Source organism: Brucella sp. NBRC 12950, assembly GCF_030268145.1.
GTDB lineage: Bacteria > Pseudomonadota > Alphaproteobacteria > Rhizobiales > Rhizobiaceae > Brucella.
In genome coordinates, this window is the sequence record NZ_BSQC01000021.1 from 40,091 (window position 1) to 59,312 (window position 19,222).

A 19,222-nucleotide genomic window follows, 5' to 3' on the forward strand; every position below is an offset into this window, starting at 1 on the left:
GATGAAACTCTTTGGCAAAGACTGGACAGACATTGCATTGACCACCTTCGTGGTCGTGTACTTCATTTTCATGCTGGCACCCATTCTTGTTGTGGTACTCGTGTCCTTCACGTCTGCGGGCTATGTGGCCTTTCCAATTCCCGGATGGTCGCTCAAATGGTTTGCGAATATTTTCGCTTATCAGCCCTTCGTGGATGCCCTTACCGTCAGTTTTAAGATTGGAATCGGTGCGACCATTCTTTCCTGTCTGATCGGCATCCCCGCGTGCCTTTATCTGGCGCGTTCACGAACAGGCTGGGCAAGCGCCGTCATGGCATTTCTGCTGTCCCCTTTGTCGATGCCGATGATTGTGATTGGCTTCGCATCGCTGTTCTTCATGAGCAGGCTTGGGTTGGGCATTTCATTCAGCGCACTGCTGATTACCCATACTATCGTCTGCCTTCCTTATGTCGTCCGCACGGTTGCAGGCGTTTATGGCAGTCTGCCCAAAAGCTATGAAGAAGCGGCCGCCATTCTGGGTGCTAATCCCTTGCAGGTCTTCTGGCATGTAACATTGCCGCTCATACGCCCCGGCATCATGGCTGGATCGCTGTTTTCATTTCTCACCTCGTTCGACAACTTGCCTGTGAGTTATTTCTTTGCCAGCGCAAGCACAAACACCTTGCCAGTTGTGATGCTCAGCTATCTCGAACATCAGTTCGACCCGACAATCGCCGCTCTCAGTACGCTGCAACTGCTCATGGCAGTTGCGACACTCATCATTGTCGACCGCATCTATGGCATCAGAAAAATGACGGTGGCCGCATGACTTTTCACTTACCCATCGACCATGTTGTAGTTCTCACAGGCGACCTGGATGTGGCCGCAACCGCCTTCGAAAACGCCGGATTCCATGTCACACCAATCGCAAAACACAGCGCTGCCATGGGTACGGCCAATCGCTGTGTCATGCTCAATGACACCTATATCGAAATCCTTGCAATCGTTGAGAACACAGAAGCCAATGCCAAATGGCGCAAACTTCTCGAAAATGGTTCTGGATTGCATGGGATTGCGCTGCGCAGCAAAGATGTAGAGGCGGACGCTCAAGCCTTCAAAGATAAGAACATCGAAACTGAAGCGGTAAGGCACTTTTCACGACAAACCGACGCTGGCGAGTTACGGTTTTCGATAAGCCGTTTCGAAGATAGCGTTACCCCAGCCTATCAATGTTTACTCTGCCAGCACCACACACCGGAACTTCTCTGGACACCTGGCGTAATAGAACACCCCAACGGCGCGCAGCGTCTGATATCTGTTGCCACAACGAACGTCTCGGAACTTGAGGTGCTATCCAGCGACAGCTTCGCAGATATACCGATATCGGCTGGAAGGGATCGCCTGACGATCATCGGAAACAGTGATGTTGTTTTCGATTTACGGGAAAGTTGCGGATTGGAAATCGCGATGGTTCGCGCATGAAATCCTGGCCATCGAATAAACCTTCATCCTTGTGGATGTCGCTCTCACGCGAACAGTTTGAAGGTAATGCTCTTGAAGGTATTGTAAAAACCGAGATCGCGATCATTGGCGGCGGCATTGCTGGTCTTGCTGCAGCCATCGAGCTCGCGAGGCGTGGTCGCAAAGTCACCGTACTTGAAGCAACCAAGGTCGGCTATGGCGCTTCCGGGCGCGCCAATGGGCAAGTCATTTCGGCGCTGACACGCCATGGGCCTAATGCTTTAAGGAATGTTTGGCCGGGAGAACAGGCGGAACGTTTTATCGAGCTTGTGAGGGGCGCTGCCGACAAGCTTTATGAACTCGCCAACAGTTACAGGATCGATTGCGATTTGAGCCGTGCTGGATGGCTGCAACCCGCACACAGTCCCGGCCGTTTCAAGCGCGTTTCCGCTCTTGCTACACAATGGGCTGAGGCTGGTGCGCCAACTGCCGTTGTTTCTTCTGATGATCTGGCAACCCGGCTAGGTACAAATGTTTATCATGGTGGATGGGAGCATCGTGGCGGCGGGCACATAAACCCTTATGCTTTTACAGTTGGTCTTGCACGTGGTGCCGCATCAGAAGGCGTCACAATCTTTGAGCAAAGCCCCGCGATTAATCTCACGCGAACGTCAACAGGCTGGCTGATCGCGACACCATCCGGCAAACTTCACGCTGAAAAAGTCGTATTCGCAACTGCCGCACACACCGGCAATATCTGGCCGGAGCTTCGCCGCTCCATTGTGCCGGTGACATCCTATCAAGCGGCAACCGAGCCGCTGGGGGATTTGGCGGATACAATCCTGCCCGGCAATGAAGCATTGTCAGACACCCGATTTGACCTTCGTTATTTCCGCAAGGATCGTGAGGGGCGACTGGTTTCTGGCGGCGCTCTCGCCATTCAGGCCGGTGCGGCGTATCGTTTGCCTGCAATGGTTGAGGGTCGATTGCGCGAGCTCTTCCCTCACCTGCCAAACGGAACAGTGAAAACGTTCTGGGGCGGGCGCATCGCTATGACAGTGGATCGCCTGCCGCATCTGCATAAACGCGACGACGGAATTTACAGCTGGATTGGCTGCAATGGACGTGGCCTCGCTCTCTCATGTGCTATGGCGGATGTCGTTGCCCATGCCGTTTGCGGCGTAGCGGATGACCAACTCGCATTGCGTCCAACACCTGTGCCACAGGTCGCTTTTCACCCCATTGTTAGCCGAACGGCGCGCCTCATTCTGCCTTATATGCGATGGCAGGATGGCCGCGAAGTCTGACCAAAATTCCAAGGAAGCCCCATGCCCCGCGCCGCCGTTATTCAGCTCTTTCACGAAGCCAACGCATTTACGCCGGTCAAGGCGAATTACGATGGATTTCTCTCAGCACAGCATTTTCGTGGCGAAGATGTGCGGCGAGAATTCGGCTCAACCAGCAACTGGCTGGGCGGTGTAACGGAAGCGCTTGATGAAGCCGGCTATGACATTGCTTACGGCGTCTGTACCGGATGCCTTCCGGGTGGAACGCTCGAGGCAGAAGGTTATCACCGTCTCGTGGCAGAAATAATTCAGTCGCTAGAAGAAATTGCAGCAACGGGCCCTGTAGACGTCGTAGCGCTTCTGTTGCACGGCGCTCTGGTGGTTGAGGGCGTCTCCACGCCTGAGACAGATCTTGCCCAAAAGGTACGTGCAATTGTTGGCCCTAATGTCCGCATAGCCGTACCGCTCGATTTTCATGCCAATGTCGAACCGACGCTGCCGCATGTTGTCGATGTGGTGATAGGTGGCAAACTATACCCACATTCTGACACTCATGCGCGCGGCAAAAAATTGATGCAGCTGGCGCTCGATCCTGTGAGCTGGCGAACACGACGTTTCCGCTTGCCAGTAGCAGCGCCCATGAGCGCGCAGACCAGCGATGCAGAGCCATTCAAAAGCCTGGTCGCGCTTTCCAACGAAGTCGAGCACGGCGAAGGGCTTGCCGATGTCGTTGTAATGGGCGGCTTTCCCTATGTGGATTCCGATGATGTTGGAAGCTCTGTTCTTGTAACAGGCACCGACGAAGAAGCCATGAAGCAGGCCTATCGCAACATGGCAGAGGTCATCTGGCAAAAGCGCGAGGCCATCACCCGACCAGCGCCCGCATTCAATGCCATTGCACCGGAAATCTATGAGCGTGCCACCAAAGGGCGTGTGGTCATTGGTGACGCCGGCGACAATCCTGGTTCAGGCGGAGTTGCCAACGTCGCCGATATTTTTGCAAGTCTTTCTGCGCAGGACCTGCCATTCGCAGCTGGTTTCATGGTTGATGGCGAAGCGGCCATGGCCGCGCAGGCGATTGGTGAGGGCAATCGCGGCAAAATCGCCATGGGGCGCTTGCAAAGTGGGGAGCCGTTCGTTGTCGATGCGCTCGTGGAACGCATCGCGGATGTTCGTTATCGCAATGAAGGCGCCAATCTGCATGGCGAACTGCTGGAGGGCGGTCTGGGCGCTGTTCTTCGTGTCCGCGATCACGGTCATATCGTTCTCGTCACCGAGCGCATTCAGGCCTATGACACGCAGGCTTTCCGTAGTCTGGGTATCAATCTCGAAAGCAAGGCTATCATTCACGTCAAATCGAGCAACCATTTCCGCACGTCATTTACGCCGCTTGCACAACAAGGTGTTTTTGTCGTCGACAGCGGCGGTTATGCTTCGACGGATGCGACCAAGTTCCCTTTCACAAAACGTGCTACCCGCATTCTTCCGCTTGCGTCATTCGACAAGAGCGAATGGGACCGTCAGGTCGCGGAAGAATGCGAGATTGCATTCGAGATCTTATGAAGAATAGCTTTTAACGATTTCACCACCTTTAATGACGAACTGGAGATGCTTGGCAAAGCTTTCCAGAACACCCTTATCCAGCGGATTGGCTGAGAGAACATTGAGATCGGCGCGGTAATTTTCCTTAACGTGGCCGATTTCATTCTCAAGCCGCACCAATTCCGCCGCCGTACTCGTTGCCGCACGAAGCAGGTCAAGCGGTGGTACAACGTCGGCGCGCAAGGCAAACTCATGTAGCTGGCGCGAATGCATTGGGCCGATCAGATCGGTGCCATATGCCATCGGCACCCCCGCGCGATAGGCAAGTTCGACAGCATAAAGGCCAGAATCGAGCACCAGCCTGATCTTGTCCATTCGGTCTTTTGGGAAACCGCTTTCCGCGCCGACTTCCGCCAGCGCCCGGAAGCAAGAGAGCGTCGGCGTCAGGAAACTTCCAGCCTGCTTCATCAGCGCGACAGTCTCTTCATCAAGCAGATTACCATGTTCGATTGAGCGCACACCGTTACGCACAGCGCGTGCAACCGAACGGGCGGTATAGGTATGTGACACGACATAAAGATCAGCCATATTGGCTTCGTCGACGATTGCCGCAATTTCCTCTTCCGAAAACTGATCCGAAGTGATGCGGTCGGTTGGGGAAGAAATACCACCATTAGCCATAATCTTGATGTGGTGTGCGCCGCGCCTAATCTCATCACGCGCTGCTCGGCGAACCTCATCAATACCATCGCAGCGCCGACCAAGGCTGACCTGCGCATAGGTTTCGTCAGTCCGATCCACACCCATGGCGCGATGATCGCCATGACCACCACTGGCTGAGAGCGCCTTGCCCCCGTAAAGAAGTCGCGGTCCCGAAATCAGCCCTTCCTCGACCGATTGTGCGAGACCAAAATCAGCACCACCGACATCACGCACAGTCGTGAAGCCACGAGAGAGCATTCCGTCCAGCACCTTTGCCGCACGTGCTGCTACATACATCGGCGATTGACGCGGCAGCTCGCCCAGATTCGCAGTGTAGGCTGTTGCATGGACATGGGCATCAATCAGCCCCGGAATAACGAATGCACCTTTAAGATTAACCCGGTTTGCCTCGGAGTGTGGCGATTTTTCTTCGCTCACCTCGCGAATGAAACCATTCTCCAGAACAAGGCGCTGATCGGGGAGCACGTTGCCATTTTCAACGTCGACGACATTGGCATTTTCGATAATCGTAATCACTGCAATCTGTTCCTGTGATGAGAGCTGGAAACTGCAAAAGCCGGACTGCACTACAGTCCGGCTTCAGGGCTTCTTCGATCCGTTTACTTTTCCGACCAGCCGACGCGGTTAAGAAAAAGGTTCTCATTTGGCAGGGGCGCGAATTCCACATTCTTTGCCGCACCGTAAAGCACTGATGCCTGATAAAGCGGAATGATATAGTTCTCTGCGGCTACGATCTCGTGGACGGACTTGTAGAGTTCGAGACGACGTTCCGGGTTGATGACTGTTCGCGCCTCATCCAGTGCTTTGTCGAGACGCTCATCCTTGATCGTCGACCAGCTGCTCGAAGAATGCAGAAGCGGATAGAGCGTGCCATCGGCGTCCTGACAGCCACAGCTCCAGCGGCCAAAGGCTGCCGAAGGGATCGTATCGGCACCAGATTGCATCTGCTGCATCCAGTTGCCCATATCAGTGGTGGCAATTTTGACGTTGAGGCCGACATCATTCAGCATCTGTTGGATGGCCTGCACGACACGCTGATCATAGGTCGGCGTGGTGAGCAGAGTGATTTCGGTCTTTGCCGTATCACCGACTTCCGCCACCAGTTCTCTGGCTTTATCAGGGTTATATTCTGGAGCCTTTATACCCTCAACAAACCCAAAGGAAACCGGAGACGTGAGCTCGTCAATCGGAGCATCATAACCACCCAGAATGCCCTCGACGATGCCCTGTTTATCAATGGCATGGGCAATTGCCAGACGAATGCGAGGATCATCAAGCGGCGCTTTGTTGATGTTGAGCGAGAAGAAAGCAATGCGTTCGCCGCGAACCGGCAATACCTTGCCCTGCCCCGATGCTTCCAGTTGAGCGGCAAGATCATTATCGAGATTGCTTGCGAGATCAGCCGTTCCGGCCTGTAAGTTAGCAATGCGGGTTGAACCATCTGGAACGGCTCGGAAGGCCACTTTCGGGAATTCACCCTTCGTGCCCCAATACTCGTCATTGCGCGCGAGCAGAACTTCAACGCCACGGTTCCAGTTCTCAAGCTTGTAAGGACCAGAGCCCACAGGCTTGAGGTTGAACTCATCCTTGCTGACCTTCTCCACCACATGCTTTGGTACGATGGAAAGCTTCGTCAATTGTGCAAGCAGAACAGGATAAGGGCCCTTGGTGGTAACAACGACAGTCGTATCATCCTTGGCAACCGCATCACTGATTTGATTGAACTGGCCAATCTGTGGGCTGGCGAATGCCGGGTCAATAATACGTTTGATGCTGAAGGCAACGTCCGCAGCGGTCAGTGGTGTGCCATCGTGGAACTTCACATCGTTGCGGATTTTGAATTCGACTTCCGTGTCAGAATTATATTTCCACTCAGTGGCGATTTGCGGAGCGATCTCGCCTTTGTCGTCACGCGTCAGCAGATTGTCGAAAATATTGCGATAGACATTGAAGCTGTCGGTATTCCACTGCACATGCGGATCAAGAGAGCTCGGCTCAGCAATGAAATCCACCGCCAGCAGGTCCTTCGCGCTGGCACTATGTGGCTGAACAGCGAGTGCTGTCGCGGCAAGCAGCGCGGCGAAGAGTGCGTTTTTAAAGCGCATCGAATTTTCTCCCGTAGGGTTCCCCGGTTTTTCCGATTGAACGATAAGCAGGTTGCAACTCAAAAATACTATTTGACATCTCAGTTTTTTGTTTTGCAATATTAATATCAAATACTGTCACTTTACGGGAAATCGTGCAACCAGCGCATTTTCTAAATCTGCATACGATTGAAAAATGTCATTTCAATTTTGTGCATCGAGGAGAAACAGTTGATTTATGGGAATTGTAGAGGCAACATGCTCCTGTTTCCTCTGGAGAGCGATACGGAGATAAATTCTTCACTCCGGTGATCCGGAAAAGAAAATCTGTTCTTTTCTTTAGTATATAGAAATTTCAAAATATGAAACTGAGAGGTCAGTTATAAATGTTGGATAACGATGCCTATACGTCGCCTGTATCGCTCGAGGGCAAGGGAGATCTGGCGGAAAAGGCACTGCGAAATGCGATTGTAAACTGCGTACTCGCGCCGGGTGAACGGCTGTCGGAATCCGCACTTGCGACCGAATTTGCACTGGGACGCGGTGCACTGCGTTCGGCACTCGCGCGCCTTAAAGCGAGCGGGCTGGTATCGTCATCAGCGCGAAGCGGCTGGGTTGTCACTCCAATTTCTGCGGGCGAAATCCGCGAATTGAGTGCGGCGCGGCGACATCTGGAGCCATTGCTTTTCGCAGCGGTACTGGATGAGGCGTCTATTCAACGGCTGAATGCGCTGGGTGAAATGCATCTTGCACTCACACAACGCAATGAACTTGGCGGCGACATCCTTCCGACCATTCGCCGCTATGAGCGCGAAATTTTGGAGTTGCTCGCCAACCGGCTCAATATGCCGATTGTTGCAGGCTGGCTGACCGACCTTTGGGATCGCGCCGTACGTTTGGTTAACTTCTTCGAGAGGACCGGGCGCGTCAGACTGATCCCCGCCAACCGTTCGCTGTTGATCCGTGCGATTATCGAGGGGCGAAAGAGCGAAGCGCTGGAACTGTTTGGCGCGGCCAACACCGCGCTCGAAACCTATCTGCTCGACCGCTTCCTTGAATCGGAAGCAATGGTCAGCGCAAAACCCGCCCGCCGCAACGCGGGCAAAAGCGAAACCGGGAAACAACCTCGTCCAGAATCACATTTGGATAAACCAGGGGCATTATAAATATGGAAGTAGTGAGCCGTTCGATCCGTTCCGTCATTGCAGGCCTCGTTCTGGCCTGCTCACCGCTTACAATGACCGCAGCCTTTGCCAAGGATCAGCTCGTCATTGATCTTGTGAACGAGCCGTCATCGCTCGATCCGCACAAGCAATGGAACCCGGACAGCTACTACGTCTATCGCAATGTTTTCGACAATCTGGTCACGCGCACCGATGTCGGCGAAATCGCGCCGCAGATTGCCACTGAATGGAAATATAATTCTGACACGGAAATCGTCTTCAAGCTGCGCGATGATGTGAAATTTCATGATGGCTCGCCACTGACGGCGAAGGATGTTGCGTTCAGCATCAACCGCATCATCAACCCGGCCTTCGCAAGTCCACAGCTTGGCCAGTTTAATAAGATCGTATCGGCAGAAGCCACCGGCGATAACGAAGTCACTGTGAAGACCGACGGTGCTTATCCAGCGCTTCTGGCACAACTCGTCAAACTCTCCATCGTTCCGGAAAAGGTTGTTGAAGCAAAAGGCGACGACGCCTTCAATGCGGCTCCTGTCGGCTCCGGCCCTTATAAGTTCGTGAACTGGCAGCGCGGCGTTGCGGTTACGCTGGAACGCAATGACGACTATTGGGGCGAAAAGGGCGCGTTCAAAACTGCCGAATTCCGTGCTGTTCCCGATGCGGCCACCCGCATCGCCAATCTGCAATCGGGCACAACCGATCTTGCGGTTGGACTTGATGCAGATCTCGCAGCCCAGATCGAAGGTTCTGCCAATGCTAAGCCATTGGCAGTGCTTACAGAGCGTGTGGGCTACGTAAAGCTTAACCCGAACCTTCCTCCATTCGATGATAAGCGGGTCCGCGAAGCCGTTGCTCGTGCAATCGATAAGGAAGCGATTACCGAAGGGCTGCTTGGAGGCGTTGATAAACCAGTCGCACAAATGGCGACGCCCGCACATTTTGGCTATGTCGAAGGCATTGAGGGCTATGCTTACGATCTGGAAAAGGCCAAGCAGCTTATCAAGGATGCAGGCGCAACCGGTAAGGCAGTGAATTTTGCTACCGCCCCTACATTCGACCAGCGCATCGTGCAGGCCGTGGCGCAGATGGTCGGCGAAACGGGGCTTACCGTCAATATCGAGATGACCGATATGGCGACCTATCTGAAGAGCGCGCAGAGTGAACCGAAAAGCCAGCCTGCCATCGCTTTCGGTCGCTGGTCTTGCGCCTGTCAGGATGCGGACGGAGTGCTCTTCCCGCTGCTTCATTCATCAAGCTCGTGGTCATCCACGAACAATCCAGAAATCAACAAGGCACTGGAAGCCGCACGCGGCACGCTGGACGAAAAGACCCGCCTTGAGAATTATAAGACCGTCAGCACTTTCGTTGCCCAGGAAGTGCCGCTTGTGCCGCTTTATCAGGCCGCGATCATCTATGGCGCAGCAAAACAGCTTCAGTGGAAACCGACCGCCAATGAAAGCCTCTTCCTGAACCGGATGAGCTGGCAGGACTAGAGCACCAAAGGTCAGCGTATAACTGCGCCGACCTGCAATAAAAATAACTAGGGAACAATACACGCAGTGCCAGCCTTTTTTCTGACCCGCATTGTGCAGGCTTTGATCGCCATTCTTGGCGTCATGACGCTTATTTTCTTTCTGCAACGTCTTGCGGGAGACCCTGTTCTGTTGCTCGTTCCGCAGAATGCAACTCAGGCTGATATCGAAGCGATGCGCACAGCGCTCGGCTTTGATCGGCCGCTTGCCGTTCAGTATCTCGAATACCTGCGCGGCTTGCTGACGTTCGATCTCGGTCGTTCCTATGTGCAGAATGTTTCGGTCTGGACACTCATTGCGAGCCGCCTGCCCTATACGCTCATGCTCGCCGGAGGCGCGCTTCTGGTTGCCGTGGGGCTTGGCATTCCGCTTGGTGTCATCATGGCCGTGCGGCGTGGAAGAGCGGAATCAAAGGCCATTATGGGCTTTGTACTTGCGGGCCAATCCATGCCGACATTCTGGAGCGCGATCCTGATGATCATGGTCTTCGCGGTCTGGCTCGGATGGCTGCCACCTTCCGGTGCGCGTGACTGGCCGAGCCTCATCATGCCGTCCGTGGCACTCGGCCTTCTCTCCATGGCAACATTTGCACGTGTGGCACGCACAGCTGTACTCGATGAACTTGAAAAAGATTATGTGCGCACCGCTCATGCCAAGGGCGTACCGATAACGCGCATCGTCATACGCCATCTGCTGCGCAACGCATCCATTCCGGTTGTAACCGTTGCAGCACTTGAGATTGCCAACCTTCTGGCAGGTGCGGTAATCGTCGAAACCGTATTCGCATGGCCCGGTCTGGGGCAGTTGACCGTGCAGGCGATTGCTGCACGCGATTTCATGCTGGTGCAGGGGGTTGTTCTGCTCGGCGCGGTCACCGCAATTGCACTCAATCTCATCGCCGACGTGCTCTATAGTATTATCGACCCACGCATTCGCATGGGAGGTCATTCATGACGTCCCTCACTTCATCGACCAGCACATTCGTCAAATGGTCGAAGAAACTGCCATTATCGGTTTCACCTTTTCTGGCGATATTGATCCTCCTGATCCTGATAGCGATTTTTGCACCTTTCTTCGCACCGATGGACCCCAACAAGCAGAACCTGCTTGCGCGCCTCAAAGCGCCGGGCTTTGAGAGCCGTGGCATCGTCTATTATCTTGGTTCCGATGAGCTGGGGCGCGATGTTTTAAGCCGGATGATTTACGGTGCACGTATTTCGCTACTGGTGGCAATTTCCTCAGTCGTTCTTTCCGGAATCCTGGGAAGCATCCTTGGTATGGTTGCAGCCTTTTATCGCGGCTGGGCAGAAACCATCATCATGCGGCTGGTCGATATGGTCTTGTCGGTCCCAGCCATTCTTCTGGCAATCATCACGGTTGCGATCCTCGGGCCAAGTCTCGCCAACGTCGTCATCGTCCTCGCCCTCACCCGTTGGCCGCGCTATGCGCGTGTTGCCTATGGACAGACACTTTCAGTGGCCAATATGCCCTATGTCCGCCTGTCACGTTTCATGGGAGCTGGATGGTTTCGCCTGTTGCGGCGGCATATTCTGCCCAATATCGCTGGCGCGCTTGTTGTCGTTGCCACGCTTGAATTCGGGTTGATGGTCCTGTTTGAGGCCGGATTGTCTTTCCTTGGATTAGGCGTGCAGCCGCCGACCGCAAGCTGGGGAGCGATGCTTTCGACCGGACGCAACTACGTCGCTTCAGCATGGTGGATCGCGACTTTTCCGGGCCTTGCTTTGTTCCTGCTTGTCCTCTCCATCAATCTTATCGGCGATCATATCCGCGACCGGCTCGATCCGCGCGGCAGATAGGAGTTTTATCCGTGAATTTCGAGAATGAATTCAAAGGCAAAAAAGTTATCGTGACAGGCGCTGGCGGCATTATTGGCGGATGGATCGCTGCGGTTTTTGCGCAGGAAGGCGCAATCCTCTGCCTTACCGATCAGGATCAGGCAAAGCTTGATGCCCGCATCGTGGAACTGCCCGGCGAGGGCCATTTCGGCATTGTCTCAGACCTTACTGATGCAGCTTCTATCACGAGCTTTGCGGACGCGGTTGCGACACGCTGGGGCGCGCCGGATATTCTCATCAACAATGCGGGCATATATCCTTCAGGATTCCTGCTCGATATTTCGCTGGAAGACTGGGACCGCATCATGAGCGTCAACCTGCGCGCTCCATTCCTGCTGTCTCAACTTTTCGCAAAACAGATGGTCGACACCGAAACTGCGGGTTCCATCGTCAATATATCGTCAGGTGCGGCACGCAAGATGCGTACCACGGTCGTCCCTTATTGCACCTCCAAGACAGCACTTGATCGCCTGACCAAAGGCTTTGCGCTTGAGCTTGCCGAATATGGCATTCGCGTCAATGCGGTCGAACCGGGTTTTGCCGCCGGAAGCGATGTCAGCGCCTTGTCCGATGAGCATGTGAAGACTGTGACTTCGTCGATACCGCTTGGGCGTGCTTCTTCCGCACCCGATGTCGCATCTGCAGTCCTCTATGTGACATCATCGGCCGCCGCTTATGTCACTGGCGCCACCCTGACTGTGGACGGCGGCAACTCCATCGGTTCGCTTGCTGTATTTCAGCAGAAGAAGAAGGCGCTATGACCGAAGGACTAAACGTCAAATCGCCCTGGCCCAACTATCAGTGGCCGTCTGGAAAGCAATCAGCGACACTCCTGTCCGTCGATGTGGATGCGCAGGTGCCGTTCATGTGGGCGCATCGCGATGGCCTTCCAGATCGACTGGCTACGCTCGAAATCCGCAACTTTGGACCGCGCACCGGACTTTATCGGCTGATTGACCTTTTCGCACGCTACCACGTGAAAGCCAGTTTTTATGTCCCGGGATTAACCGCAGAAACCAATTCGGAAATCCTGCCCGCACTCATCGAGGCGGGGCATGAAGTTGGCCTTCACGGCTATTTTCATGAGATTGTCGCCGATGTGACGGATGCAGAATTCACCGGCGCGCTGGAAGCAAGCATAGAATTGTTCGTCAAACAGACTGGCAAGAAACCAGTCGGTTTTCGTTCCCCTGCATGGGAAATCACGCCGCATATGCTGCGCGAGATCAAGCGGGTGGGATTGGATTATGACTCCTCACTCTCCGGCTTCGATCACCCTTATGAGATCGACGGCATCACGGAAATTCCAGTCCAGTGGGCGACCGACGATGCCATTTTCTTCAAGTTTGAAGGTGGCGGACGCGACAAGTGGCCGTTTCAATCCGGGCAGGCAATATTGCGCGACTGGATTTCTGAATGGCGCACACTTCATCGCTTTGGCGGGTTGTTTACGCTGACTGTGCATGACTGGATTTCAGGTCGCGCACAGCGCATCGCTCTTCTCGAGGAACTGCTCGATAACATCACCAGCCAGAAAGACGCCTGGGTCACAACGGCGGCAGAAATTGCGGCCCACCATGCATCATCCGCCAATGTAGGGCGCTTTGCTGTCGAAGCGAAAATACCCGACTCTATCGGAAACCGTAGATTTGGACACACGAATGGCTGAGAGCTGGGCAATCCAGAAAAAGCAAACCCTCAGCAAACACGGCATCATCGCCTGCCAGAACTGGCTCGCAGCTGAGGCAGGAGCTGCGGTCTTGCGTCGGGGTGGCAATGCCATGGATGCCGCGGTCACGACCGCGCTTGTCTTGAGTGTAGTAGAGCCATGGCTTTCCGGTATCGGCGGTGGAGGTTTTCTCTTGCACGCTGATGGCAAAGGTGGAAGCGTCGATGCGCTTGATTTCAACGTCACGTCGCCACGCAATATTGATCCAAACGACTATCCGCTTGCCCCGGGCAGCGATGGTGACTGGTTCAACTGGCCCAAAGTTGTCGATGACAAAAATCTCATAGGTTACAGCTCCATATGTGTGCCGGGCGCAATTGCGGGGTTGTCATCTGCACTGGAACGCTTCGGCTCAATCAGCTTCGCCGATGCGCTAAGCCCTGCAATCGATCATGCCCGGCATGGATTGCAAATCGACTGGTTCACCACGCTTTGCCTTGCCATCGACACCGAAGGACTGAACCGCTTTCCCGCATCAAGCGCACTGTTTCTTGACAAGGGCCGTGCGCCGCGCGTTCCTGAAACCGGTTCGCCGCGTAGCATTCCAATGCCCAAAAAAGCCGCGATGCTGGAGCGGCTGGCACAAGCAGGCGCGCGCGACTTCTACGAAGGGCAAATCGCCGAAGAGCTCATTGCCGATTTGCGCGCTGGTGGCAGCCTCATCGACAAGGACGACCTGCGCAACTTCCAGCCAGAGTGGAAAAAGCCGCTCACTGTTGATTATCGCGATACCTCTATTCACGTTATGCCAGGGCTTTCCGGTGGTCCAACACTCGCACGCGTTCTTGACGAACTCGACAGAACATTGCCGCAGGAAGATGCCCTTTCGGGGAAAACCGCGCTCGCCTTTGCGCGAGCCATTCGCCGGGCATCCGAAGAGCGGCTTCGTACACTCGGACATGGCAGCAGCGGCGAAAGCTGCACAACACATATCAGCGTTGTTGATCGTGATGGAACCATGGTCTCGCTCACCAACACGCTGTTGTCGCGCTTCGGTTCGAAAGTTGTTGCGCCCTCGCTCGATCTTCTCATGAACAATGGCATGATGTGGTTCGACCCGCGCCCCGGGCAACCAAACTCCATAGCGGCTGGTGTAAAGCCGCTTGCAAACATGTGCCCGATCATTGCAAGCAAAAATGGTCAGCCCCATATCGCCCTGGGAGCTGCAGGTGGGCGTCAGATCGTTCCAGCCGTTGCACAGACACTGTCTTATATAGAGGTGTTCGGCCTTTCACCAGAAGAGGCATTTCATGTACCGCGTATCGATGCAAGCGGCGTAAAGCTTCGCGTTAGTGAACGCGCGCAACCCGATGTGGCAGCGCGTTTAAGTGAAGAATTTCCGGTCGAAATAATCGCCGACACGCTCTATCCGGTGAACTTCTCCATTCCTTCCATCGTGATGCGCGAAGACGGCCAGAATATCGGTATGGCTCATCCCTATCATCCATGGGCAGCGGTACGCACGGAGGCAGAATGACAAAACCTGTGCTTATAGTCGATGAGCTTGTCGTTAATATTGCAGGACAACCGGTGGTGGATGGGGTGAGCTTTCAAGTCAATGAAAGCGAAATCCTGTCTGTTGTGGGCGAGTCGGGTTGCGGAAAATCGCTGACGGCCTTCTCCGTCATGGGACTATTGCCCAAGGTAGCAAACATAGCATCCGGACGCATTCTATTCGGCGGGCAAGATCTTGTCAGTACGCCTGAAAAGACCAAACGTGACTTGCGCGGCAACGACCTCGCAATGATCTTTCAGGAGCCGGTCGCATCGCTCAATCCACTGATGAAAATTGGCCGGCAGATCGAAGAAAGCCTTGTCGTACACCGCGATCTGAGTGGCAAGAAAGCGCGCCAGGCGGCCATCGCTATGCTCGAAGAAGTGGGTATTCCAGAACCTGAAATTCGCTTCGGACAATATCCTTTCGAACTGTCAGGCGGCATGTGCCAGCGCGCTATGATTGCCATGGCCCTGATCTGCCGTCCTCGCCTTCTGATCGCGGATGAGCCCACGACAGCTCTCGACGTGACCATTCAGGCGCAGATACTTGACCTCATGAAAAAGCTTCGCGACGAGACGGGAACAGCAATCCTGCTCATCACGCACGACATGGGAGTTGTCGCCGATATGGCCGATCGTGTGGCCGTGATGTATGCAGGCCGCGTCATCGAACAGGCGCCCGTCGATGCGATTTTCTCACGGCAGGAGCACCCTTACACAAAGCTGCTGCTCTCAACCATTCCACGTCTCGAAGGCGAACCGAAAACCCGACTTCCGACGATTGAAGGCATTGTGCCTGATATCGGCTCATGGCCCGACGGTTGCCGTTTCGCGCCACGCTGCCCGATCTCGGAAGATCAATGTCGAGCAAATGTACCACCACTTTCAGCGCGCATGGATGTTGGAGCAGCGGCCTGCTGGCGCTCGCAACGAGTGGAGGCGCTGGTATGAGTGACATGTTGTTGTCTGTTGAAAATCTTAAAGTTCATTATCCCATTCGGGGCGGTCTGCTGGGCCGTGCCGTTAACTTCGTGAAAGCCGTTGATGGCGTCGATCTTGAGATTGGCCGGGGAGAAAGCGTAGCACTGGTCGGTGAGTCTGGTTGTGGTAAATCCACACTCGGCACAGCTATCCTTGGCATGACCAGGGCGACATCTGGCAATATCAACTTTGATGGGAAACCAGTCACGCATGGCTTGTCTGAAACAATACGCGGGCTTTCGCGTGATATTCAGATCGTGTTTCAGGACCCAGCATCGGCACTTAATCCGAAACTGACGATTGGCGAGAGCATTGCCGAGCCACTGGCTATTCACAATATAGGCACAGCATCCGAACGGCTTGCCCGCGTTGAAGAACTACTCAGGCTCGTAGGCTTGCATCCTGAACACGCGCGCAGAAAGCCAGGTGCATTTTCAGGCGGACAAAGGCAGCGCATCGTGATTGCCAGAGCAATGGCACTAAATCCCAAGCTGATGATTTTGGATGAGCCGGTTTCAGCGCTCGATGTTTCGATCCGCTCGCAGATACTAAACCTGCTTCTCGACCTTCAACGCGAGTTCGGATTGTCATACCTATTCATCAGCCATGATCTCTCGGTTGTCAGGCATTTTGCTGACCGCGTAGCCGTCATGTATCTGGGGCGGATCGTTGAAACGGGCAAAACCTCCGAAGTCTTCAACCGTCCTGAGCATCCTTATACGGAGGCTCTGATATCAGCCATTCCACTACCTGACCCAATCGCGCAACGTCAACGTAAGCGTATTGTATTGCGTGGTGATCTGCCAAGCCCGGCCAACCCTCCGACGGGTTGCGGCTTCTCGACAAGATGTCCTCTCGCTGTCGCAGAATGTCATCAAATAGGGCCACCTTTGGTGGCACGAACCTTGACACGGCATGTGGCGTGTCATGTTCGACACAAATAAAATCTGGTATTTTCTTGCGCCGCGCGACTGGCCTATCACGCCGTAACAGCTTATTTGCAAGAACAGCAGGTGGTATCTCGATCACACCGCGACAGGCAAAATAACCCTCCTGCATCAGTCATGATTCTTCACGTAACTGTATCGTAACTTCGATTGAGTAACGTAGGTTAATGTATTTGGCGTTATATCGAGCCGCATGACATTGACGGAACGTGAGTAAGCGCCGACAAATGGTACCGCGTGCTTAACAGCCTTCAATGGCTGTGAGACAAACCATCTGATTGCCAGTCAGAGTTTCGCGTATCTCGCTCCCGACCGGATCGCGTTCCAATAAAGAAGCGCTGAGTTACATACAGATTCCAGTTGAATGCACATAAATATGCGCATATAATAATCAACCAAAGGAGTTGTCTTATGCCACGACTGGAGTCTGCCCGGACATTCAAGCGCGCGACCAATCTTTCAATCGATAATGAGCTTCTTTCTGAAGCGCGCCAACATAGAATAAATATTTCGCGTGCAGCCGAGAGTGGAATTGCGCAGGCGATAGCTGCTGCCAAGTCAGCACTCTGGAAAGACGATAATCGTCCAGCGATACAAAGTTCTAATGCTTACGTCGAAGCAAATGGCTTACCTCTTGAACGTTATCGTCAGTTCTAATGGCGAGATATGACGTTTACTCCAATCCGAGTGGCGGCTATGTGCTCGATGTGCAGGCTGATCTGCTGGATGAGCTGAAAACACGTATTGTCATCCCTCTAATTATTAAAGCGCTGGCCCCCATCCCAGCGAAGCGGCTCAATCCGAGCTTCGAGATTGAAGGCGAGGAACATGTGTTGGTTACACAGTTTATGTCGTCAATTCCGGTGTCCGTATTAAAGGAACGAGTCACAAACCTTTCTGCTTCACATGACGATATTGTATCCGCGCTCGATATGGCATTTCACGGGTTTTAAACTCTACCGTTCAGTTATTCAACTGAGTGACAACATTGATTACCGGTCAGAAACGTCGGCTCCTTTTAAGCGAGCATGAACTGGCGGATCTGAGAAAGGGGTAGATTTGGTGGCAGGAACTGATCCGTTATATGCGCTGTCCCGAAGATTGACGTAGAGTCAGAAATGCGTGACATAGTGTGCAGCAACCGCGGGACTAATCTCCGATCAGTATACTTTGAACGGCTGATGAGCGCGGCCAATCGTAAATCCTACGCGACTTTAACGACCGCTTCCGACCCCATGTCGGTCGCTCACTCCCAGCGCCGAAATGACTGCTTCGAGATTCCGTTTATTGCTTACCCCAAGATGTTCTCCTAAGGTTCCATACGAATCTGTCAGAGGGTGTCCGTCATGTCGAAAGCCAGCTCGCGGGGCGAACCCGCCGATCACATTTCCCTGGCGGTCAGCGTGATCATCCTGACCGTGCTTGCGCTTTCTTTAGGCGATGCGCTGATTAAAATAACAAGCGGCAGCTTTGTCATCTGGCAGATTTTCGTGATCCGTTCGCTGCTCGCGATTCCAGTCCTGCTTCTGCTCCTCATTGCCACATCGCCTGAAAGGCTTCAGTTCCAGGATGTTCTCGGTTGGGTGTTACTGCGTAGCCTGATGCTGGTTGGAATGTGGATCTGCTATTATCTTGCGCTTCCGAGGCTGACACTTTCGGTCGCAGCAGCATCCTACTACACGCTTCCCATCTTCATAACACTGTTCACAGCCATTTTTATTGGCGAACGAATTTCCGGGCTTGGCTGGATTGCCGTGTTTGCGGGGTTTCTGGGTGTCCTGCTGATCTTTCGGCCCAGTGCGGGGGATTTCAACGCATATACAATCCTCCCAATTGTGGCTGCCATGCTTTACGCCGGAGCCATGATCCTCACGCGCACCAGATGTCGGAAACAGCACCCTATTGTCCTGGCGCTCGCGCTGAATATTTGCTTTGTTATAGTCGGCGCACTAGCCGCCGGGGCGGTCAAACTACTGCCAGATGCCGCGCGGCATGGCTTTTTGTTGGCACCGTGGGCTGCGATGGGGCAGGCCGAATGGATTTCGATTGGACTACTGACAGCAGCTCTACTTATCGGCAGCATCGGGGCAGCTGTCGCCTATCAGAATGGACCGCCATCCGTGATCGGAACTTTCGATTTTGCGTATGTGGGGTTCGCCGTAATCTGGGGAATGATTTTCTTTGCCGAGGTGCCAGATGTAACCTCGACGCTCGGTATGACCCTTATCGTGGGAGCCGGCATTCTGTCTTTGAGGCAATGACCGCTTTGCCAGCAATGCCGTCGTTCTCATCCAGGAATACTAATGGCAGCTAACCACCCCATGTCAGACAGCCCACAAGGAACGCAAGATCTGATCAGACCCTTGGGTGCGCACGAATTTCAAGCCTCGATAGTTAACGGGACAAATTTGTAGGGTTGCT

General features: G+C 54.0%; 18 protein-coding genes. 16 read left to right on the plus strand and 2 right to left on the minus strand.

Going from position 1 to position 19,222, the window contains the following annotated elements; translation table 11 throughout:
• Position 1: 1 nt before the first annotated feature.
• The 4 genes from QSJ70_RS25230 to QSJ70_RS25245 are packed head-to-tail and all read left to right on the plus strand — an operon-like array spanning position 2 to position 4,289.
• A complete protein-coding gene (locus QSJ70_RS25230) occupies positions 2-808 on the plus strand; it encodes an ABC transporter permease (protein WP_285540693.1) in 807 nt (268 codons plus the stop codon).
• Entirely contained in the window at positions 805-1,461 is a 657-nt protein-coding gene (locus QSJ70_RS25235; RefSeq protein WP_285540694.1) for a VOC family protein, read from the plus strand. Before QSJ70_RS25230 ends, QSJ70_RS25235 begins: the two co-directional genes overlap by 4 nt.
• Positions 1,458-2,747 (plus strand): NAD(P)/FAD-dependent oxidoreductase, encoded by a 1,290-nt coding sequence (locus tag QSJ70_RS25240; RefSeq protein WP_285540695.1) that lies wholly within the window; start codon positions 1,458-1,460, stop codon positions 2,745-2,747. Before QSJ70_RS25235 ends, QSJ70_RS25240 begins: the two co-directional genes overlap by 4 nt.
• A gap of 21 nt (positions 2,748-2,768) precedes the next feature.
• A complete protein-coding gene (locus tag QSJ70_RS25245) occupies positions 2,769-4,289 on the plus strand; it encodes a M81 family metallopeptidase (protein WP_285540697.1) in 1,521 nt (506 codons plus the stop codon).
• Here QSJ70_RS25245 and QSJ70_RS25250 read toward each other — a convergent pair.
• On the minus strand, positions 4,284-5,507 hold the full coding sequence (locus QSJ70_RS25250) for a metal-dependent hydrolase family protein (RefSeq protein ID WP_285540699.1): 1,224 nt from the start codon (positions 5,505-5,507) through the stop codon (positions 4,284-4,286). The genes QSJ70_RS25245 and QSJ70_RS25250 overlap by 6 nt on opposite strands.
• 83 nt (positions 5,508-5,590) lie before the next feature.
• Positions 5,591-7,096, minus strand: coding sequence for an ABC transporter substrate-binding protein (locus QSJ70_RS25255; protein WP_285540702.1), 1,506 nt, complete (start codon positions 7,094-7,096; stop codon positions 5,591-5,593).
• A gap of 365 nt (positions 7,097-7,461) precedes the next feature.
• Here QSJ70_RS25255 and QSJ70_RS25260 point away from each other — a divergent pair, with 365 nt between their 5' ends.
• The 12 genes from QSJ70_RS25260 to QSJ70_RS25315 all read left to right on the plus strand — a co-directional run bounded on the left by QSJ70_RS25260 (position 7,462) and on the right by QSJ70_RS25315 (position 19,062).
• Positions 7,462-8,241, plus strand: a complete 780-nt coding sequence (locus QSJ70_RS25260) for a GntR family transcriptional regulator (RefSeq protein WP_285540703.1) — start codon at positions 7,462-7,464, stop codon at positions 8,239-8,241.
• A 2-nt stretch (positions 8,242-8,243) separates the two neighbouring features.
• The gene (locus QSJ70_RS25265) at positions 8,244-9,752 is read left to right on the plus strand and encodes an ABC transporter substrate-binding protein (protein WP_285540705.1); all 1,509 of its coding nucleotides are present in this window, start codon (positions 8,244-8,246) and stop codon (positions 9,750-9,752) included.
• A 66-nt stretch (positions 9,753-9,818) separates the two neighbouring features.
• Positions 9,819-10,745 (plus strand): ABC transporter permease, encoded by a 927-nt coding sequence (locus tag QSJ70_RS25270; protein WP_132228120.1) that lies wholly within the window; start codon positions 9,819-9,821, stop codon positions 10,743-10,745.
• Complete coding sequence (locus QSJ70_RS25275; protein ID WP_285540710.1) at positions 10,742-11,608, plus strand: ABC transporter permease; 867 nt, start codon at positions 10,742-10,744, stop codon at positions 11,606-11,608. The genes QSJ70_RS25270 and QSJ70_RS25275 overlap by 4 nt, the downstream gene beginning before the upstream one ends.
• A gap of 11 nt (positions 11,609-11,619) precedes the next feature.
• Complete coding sequence (locus QSJ70_RS25280; protein ID WP_285540712.1) at positions 11,620-12,408, plus strand: SDR family NAD(P)-dependent oxidoreductase; 789 nt, start codon at positions 11,620-11,622, stop codon at positions 12,406-12,408.
• On the plus strand, positions 12,405-13,316 hold the full coding sequence (locus tag QSJ70_RS25285) for a polysaccharide deacetylase family protein (RefSeq protein WP_285540714.1): 912 nt from the start codon (positions 12,405-12,407) through the stop codon (positions 13,314-13,316). Before QSJ70_RS25280 ends, QSJ70_RS25285 begins: the two co-directional genes overlap by 4 nt.
• Positions 13,309-14,853 carry a gamma-glutamyltransferase family protein gene (locus QSJ70_RS25290; protein ID WP_285540716.1) on the plus strand — a complete coding sequence of 515 codons (1,545 nt, stop codon included), beginning with the start codon at positions 13,309-13,311 and terminating at the stop codon, positions 14,851-14,853. Before QSJ70_RS25285 ends, QSJ70_RS25290 begins: the two co-directional genes overlap by 8 nt.
• The gene (locus QSJ70_RS25295) at positions 14,850-15,824 is read left to right on the plus strand and encodes an ABC transporter ATP-binding protein (RefSeq protein ID WP_285540718.1); all 975 of its coding nucleotides are present in this window, start codon (positions 14,850-14,852) and stop codon (positions 15,822-15,824) included. Before QSJ70_RS25290 ends, QSJ70_RS25295 begins: the two co-directional genes overlap by 4 nt.
• Positions 15,821-16,798, plus strand: a complete 978-nt coding sequence (locus QSJ70_RS25300; protein ID WP_285540720.1) for an ABC transporter ATP-binding protein — start codon at positions 15,821-15,823, stop codon at positions 16,796-16,798. The genes QSJ70_RS25295 and QSJ70_RS25300 overlap by 4 nt, the downstream gene beginning before the upstream one ends.
• A 414-nt stretch (positions 16,799-17,212) precedes the next feature.
• A complete protein-coding gene (locus QSJ70_RS25305; protein ID WP_285540722.1) occupies positions 17,213-17,458 on the plus strand; it encodes a type II toxin-antitoxin system CcdA family antitoxin in 246 nt (81 codons plus the stop codon).
• Positions 17,458-17,754 carry a CcdB family protein gene (locus QSJ70_RS25310; RefSeq protein WP_285540724.1) on the plus strand — a complete coding sequence of 99 codons (297 nt, stop codon included), beginning with the start codon at positions 17,458-17,460 and terminating at the stop codon, positions 17,752-17,754. The genes QSJ70_RS25305 and QSJ70_RS25310 overlap by 1 nt, the downstream gene beginning before the upstream one ends.
• A gap of 393 nt (positions 17,755-18,147) precedes the next feature.
• A complete protein-coding gene (locus tag QSJ70_RS25315; protein ID WP_285540726.1) occupies positions 18,148-19,062 on the plus strand; it encodes a DMT family transporter in 915 nt (304 codons plus the stop codon).
• The last annotated feature ends 160 nt before the right edge of the window (positions 19,063-19,222 follow it).